General features: G+C 49.9%; 3 protein-coding genes and 2 pseudogenes. 3 read left to right on the forward strand and 2 right to left on the reverse strand.

Annotated elements, in window-relative coordinates; all coding sequences use genetic code 11:
- Positions 1 to 130 (reverse strand): annotated as a pseudogene (locus FOY56_RS23145) (IS3 family transposase); the annotation flags it as partial.
- Between the two features lie 82 nt (positions 131 to 212).
- On the opposite strand from FOY56_RS23145, the pseudogene FOY56_RS24030 reads away from it, so the two are divergent.
- From FOY56_RS24030 to FOY56_RS23160, 3 genes and pseudogenes are all read left to right on the forward strand, one after another.
- Positions 213 to 338 (forward strand): annotated as a pseudogene (locus FOY56_RS24030) (helix-turn-helix transcriptional regulator); the annotation flags it as partial.
- Between the two features lie 780 nt (positions 339 to 1,118).
- The gene (locus FOY56_RS23155) at positions 1,119 to 1,979 is read left to right on the forward strand and encodes a hypothetical protein (RefSeq protein WP_146348515.1); all 861 of its coding nucleotides are present in this window, start codon (positions 1,119 to 1,121) and stop codon (positions 1,977 to 1,979) included.
- 72 nt (positions 1,980 to 2,051) lie between these two features.
- Positions 2,052 to 3,548 carry a hypothetical protein gene (locus tag FOY56_RS23160; RefSeq protein ID WP_146348516.1) on the forward strand — a complete coding sequence of 499 codons (1,497 nt, stop codon included), beginning with the start codon at positions 2,052 to 2,054 and terminating at the stop codon, positions 3,546 to 3,548.
- A 102-nt stretch (positions 3,549 to 3,650) separates the two neighbouring features.
- Here the strand turns inward: FOY56_RS23160 and FOY56_RS23165 are convergent, their stop codons facing one another.
- On the reverse strand, positions 3,651 to 4,622 hold the full coding sequence (locus FOY56_RS23165; RefSeq protein ID WP_146348517.1) for an integrase core domain-containing protein: 972 nt from the start codon (positions 4,620 to 4,622) through the stop codon (positions 3,651 to 3,653).
- Between the last annotated feature and the right edge of the window lie 311 nt (positions 4,623 to 4,933).

The raw sequence follows: 4,933 nt of genomic DNA on the forward strand, positions 1-4,933 counted from the left end.
GGTAATAGGTTTGTTCCGTCACTCCGATCTGTCTGATCGCATCAATCCGGGGCATCCCTTGCCCCATCAGAACTTCACCCTGCCGCAACTTCACGACAATCTCTTCGGGCTTGGGTCTTTTAATGGCCATCTCTGATCCTCCGCTTTCCTAATCATAGGGGCGGACCACTTCAAAGGGGGAGGCTCAACCGCAACACGTCGCACGCCTCGAGAAGGCAGGCCAATTCCCCAAGCGGGTACAGCTGGGCCCTAACAGGGTGGGATGGGTTGAGGATGAGGTGCTGGACTGGCTGCAAACGCGTCTGGATTGTCGCGAAATACCTACCCGACACTCCTGATACAGGAGCTGGGTGGCCGGGCGTGCACAGTCCGGTCACCCGATCATTTTGGTCGTGATCGGCCATGAGGTGTCGTTGGCCGCTACACCTCCATGCTGCGTTGCGGCCCGTCGAACCTGTCGTTCGCCGCACTTGCACGATGACGACGCGGACAAAGTCACGTTTCGCGGATTTTCCTGCTAAATGCCCGGAGAGCGATAGCGGCTCTAAGGCCCAAGGAAATCGGCCCAGCCAGTCGCTATCGCTAGAAAACAATTAGGGTCGCTTGATCAAGCTTGCTGAAGGTTCGACAAGGGTGGCGTAGTTCAAGCACTTTACTAAATAATGCAGACGATGAACCTCTCGGAAGAGGACGAGCATTCGCTACATGTAGTCCAACAATTGAATTTAGAATTTTTTCTTCCGCACCATGCCTTCTAATTTCGGGTAGTACGTTATTGTTTGCGAGACGTCATCGTAGTCAATCTTGTTTTGGGCTATGGCGTTTTGAAGCTCGTTATCAAGCGTGGCCAAATTGATCGAAAACCATGGCTCATCCAAGTCCAGCATTTTGTTTCTGAGAGACACGTCCGTGTACTTACTGAGAGAAGATGGGGCCAGTTCCTTGCCGCCTATTGTAACGCGAACTATGTAATCATCCCGGATGAAACATCTAGGCGCGAGGTGCCCGGAACACCGCGCAACACGCACGAAAACCTTGACCTGCGCACAAAGCAGCGTAAAACTGAGCACGATGGTGTTACACTTGGGGTTCTCTTCTAAAAGAAAGGTTAGATCATTTTGCGCAACTCGTCTTCACGACTGTCGTTTGCCGCTCATATTGAAACAAAATTCGATCTATCTAATTTGACCAGGCGAAAATTCCTTGTTTTGGCAGGCGCAACTTCGGTTATAGGTGCTGTGGAAGGCATCGCCGGGGGCGCAGAAGCAAAAAAAACCAGTGCTAACATAACCGCAATACGGGGCCAAAAATTCAGACCAAGCAAGCAAAAATCGCGAGGCTATGCTGCCACAGGGCCGTCATACATTCGTTCAACATTGCTAAAACTGGGCGAGATCGATTTTCAGAAAAGCACCCGCGGACCAAGCATATCGGCAGCCGGACCTATAAAGCCGGATGTGGGCCTAATAATTGGACCCAATGGTGAATACGTTAAGCCGGACCTTCAGAAATTACACCACGAAATATTTTTTCAAGCTCCTCTTACCCTTGCGGAATACATAGTGAAGTCAATGACACCATACGGATGGGCTATCGACGTAGGAATAGATGCTTTAAAAGATGCCTCGAAACCATCAGTCGCAAACCCCCATATCATCGACGACAATGGGTACATAACGGATGGATGGAAAAAAATACCGGTATCGGGAATGGCCCGGAAATTTGACGATGAGACAGCTAGCCTAACGCAACGACACAGGAATGAACTGGAGAACAACAAGAATCGAATTAAAAACGAAGAAAAAAGAATAGCTGACGGTACGTCCGGACGGGGGGAAACGGAAAAACCACGCCGGAACAAAGCTGAAGTCAAAGAAAATCTCGAACCAAGTGCTCAGGAAGCGCCAATCACGGAAGAAACGGACATTCGTCAGGATGAGGTCGAAGTTTGCCCAGCAACCCAATTTGAATGCTTCTAATTGGCCGTCGTCATTCAGATAATATTCTTACGAGTATTTAAAGTGAATAGAAACCACGAATGGGACAAGTGAATGAAAGAACATCTGGAAAATGTAGTTGATTCAATTTCAAATATTAGTCGCGATGTTGAGTTGATCATTGCGAATACAGCCAGGCCAGACGAAGAATTTGTGACAACGGAATTTCCTCAATCAGAGAGACTGTTTACTGAGAGCCAACTGAAAAAACTTCTTCCGAATATAAAGAACCCCAAGGCACTGGGGGCGGAATTAGGGTCTCTTGAGAGGGAGATCATCCAAGAAATTTGGAGTGCAAGTCGGGTCGTTGATGTAGGATCTATCAATCTTCTGGCTTATGATGAATTGCTGCATAGCGGTGTCGACTACCTAGTGAGAGCATTGGCCATTCGCGATGATGCAATGGAGCTTTCGCTTAGGATGTTTAACGACGTGCTTGATCGTTGGATTGCTGCGTATGAGTTTGTCAACTCCAATGCTGAACTTGCCCCGGACGGTCCAGTTGAACAGCAGGTGAAAGCAGATCTCGATTTTGCAAAGAAAATGATTGATGCCGCCGAGCTTTTCAAAAACGAGGGCGAGAAAAGAAAAGCCATCGCCGAAGCAGAAAGGGTTTCGGTATTGGCGGCAACCAAGAGGAATTCCATTGAGAAAAGTCGAAAAATTCTGAAGACACGATTTGATGTTGCATTGGCAAGAAATTCTCAAGCCGAAATTCCTGGCTCAGCTCTCAATATTGGAGAACGGATTTCCACACTTCGAGCATCTCTGAAGGAGAACCTCCGCGAAGCCTATAGATTCTTATTTTTGGCAAACGAAGGATTAAAAATCGTTTACCCGAAGATGTTTGATCAAGATGGAAATGAGATCAATTTTTCGATGTTCCCTTCTTTGACTGATCCCCAGGAAGGAGACGAAGGAACAGGGTACGCAGACAAACTGTTAGGCTGGGCGAGGCAAGTTAGCGCTGCGGTAGACCGCGAACAGTCAGGGCGCATAGAATTGAGGTCTATCTTTGCCGTTGCACAGACAGATTCACCGAACTTATTGAGCGAAGAACTGAAGGCGCTGAATGATGGGGAAATCGTCAGATTTTCAACTGTACGGGATAAATCTGGAGAATTGATTGAAGTATTCGGAGGCTTGCGAGATGTGATGCTTGTTTCAGCGAAAGTTTTTTGGTGGGATACGTCTATCCCGCCTGGAAGTGTTTCTGGCAGCGAATTGAGCATTGCGGTTCATCAATTAAACAACGTCATGCATGGCGGGAGACTTACACCTCCGAAAATGAATCACGTCGATATCGACGAAAGTCGATTCTCAAATGATTTCATGGATGCAATGTCAATTTACTCACCTATGCGAGAGTACGATAGCACCCGACAAGCATTTCGGAACTGCAATCCGGAGGGTGAGTGGTCTTTGAAATTTAACAAACAAACAAACTATCCTCCGACAGATTTTGGAGGTAGTCACTTAACGGATTACTCGCTCAAAATGGACGCGGTATTTGTTGAGTTCGTGGTAACCGGAATTCCGGTCAGTCACTGAACTTTGCAGCTGGGATTTTTTCGCAGGGTAATCGCGGCTTTACAATTTCGGTTGATTTTGGCGCAAGGGACCTGTGAAAGTCATACAACGCTTATTGTCTCGCTACCTGTCACATCCCGGTAGGTAGTATGGCTGTTGCTTGAACAGTTTAGGCTTGAGTTTGTGCCATTCCTTCATCGCCTGCAAGGGCGACTTGCTGCCCAAGGCTGATTGCGGGAGTTGTTGGTTGTAGAGCCAGACATTGCGGTGCAGCGTGTCTTCCAGCTCCTCGCCAGATCGGAAGTGATGGCTTTGAAGAACTTCTTCGACCCGTCCGTTGAAGCGCTCGACCATACCATTGGTCTGGGGTGACTTCGGAGGGGTCAGGCGGTGCTCGAAGTCGAGGTCAACGCAGAGCTTGTCGAACTCGTGCTTACCCCTCGCAGCACGCTTGCGAAAACCGAAGAGGCGATCCGTGAACTCCTTGCTGTTGACGATCAAAATCGTGCGAATGCGGATCGGACATGTGCGCTCGAGATCGCGAAGAAAGCGTCTTGCGTTGGCCGCTATTTTTGCTTTGAAAACGCAAATGAAGACCCATCGTGTCGCGCGGTCGATGGCCACGAAGTGGTAACGCCGCGAGGTCTCATGCGCCATTTGAGGCAGATACTTCACCTCTATATGGATGTATCCGGGCTCATAGGCTTTGAAGCCGCTGTGCTTTGGCCGTGCCACCTTGGCCTGCAGGTCACGCAGGTTGCCTACAACGCGCCTGCGAAGACAGCGATCGAGACCCGAACGTGAGACGTTCGGGTTCAGGAATTCGCGCACCACGGCAAGCGGATCATCGAGCGAGATCAGAAGCGTCTTGCGCAACGCCACCGCAACGGCCTTTTGAGCTGGTGTCAGTGCCGTCTGGAGACGGTGCGGCGTACGGCTGAGATCTGCAACGCTGTCGCGCTTGCGCCATTTCCAAACGGTTTGCTCCGTCGTCCCGTTGCGCTCCGCAAGAACCCAAGCTGGTTCGTCGCTCGGCTGGATCGCCGCTCTGATCTTCGGCGTCGTGGTCGCTCGGCTGTGCAGCTTGATCAGCATGTCGTTCTCCCATCCTGCGCCTCGCTCAAAACAGACCGTGCCATGAAAAGCGCCGACCGACGAGGGACTATGTGATCATCCGGGATGAAACACCTAGATGAACATTATGCTCGGGGCCGTTCTCCAAGTTTAGGACGGGAAACTACCTGCACACAGCGAATGCCTTCTTTCCACCAGCCAAATTGGTCTGATATACTCAGGAAGCGGCTCTGTTGCACAAAGCTTGTGATACCCGTGAGCAGCCCCACTTGAGTGGTCCATTTTAAAAGTTAGTGCATGATTGGCCGTTGATCCATCGGGATGATGGCCTC

The sequence above is a fragment of the Falsiphaeobacter marinintestinus genome, from assembly GCF_007923355.1.
GTDB classification, from domain to species: domain Bacteria; phylum Pseudomonadota; class Alphaproteobacteria; order Rhodobacterales; family Rhodobacteraceae; genus Phaeobacter_A; species Phaeobacter_A marinintestinus.

Excerpts from the sequence above, each read along its gene's own strand:
- FOY56_RS23165 (WP_146348517.1), bottom strand. The coding sequence starts at position 4,622 with ATGCTGATCAAGCTGCACAGCCGAGCGACCACGACGCCGAAGATCAGA.
- FOY56_RS23160 (WP_146348516.1), top strand. The coding sequence starts at position 2,052 with ATGAAAGAACATCTGGAAAATGTAGTTGATTCAATTTCAAATATTAGT.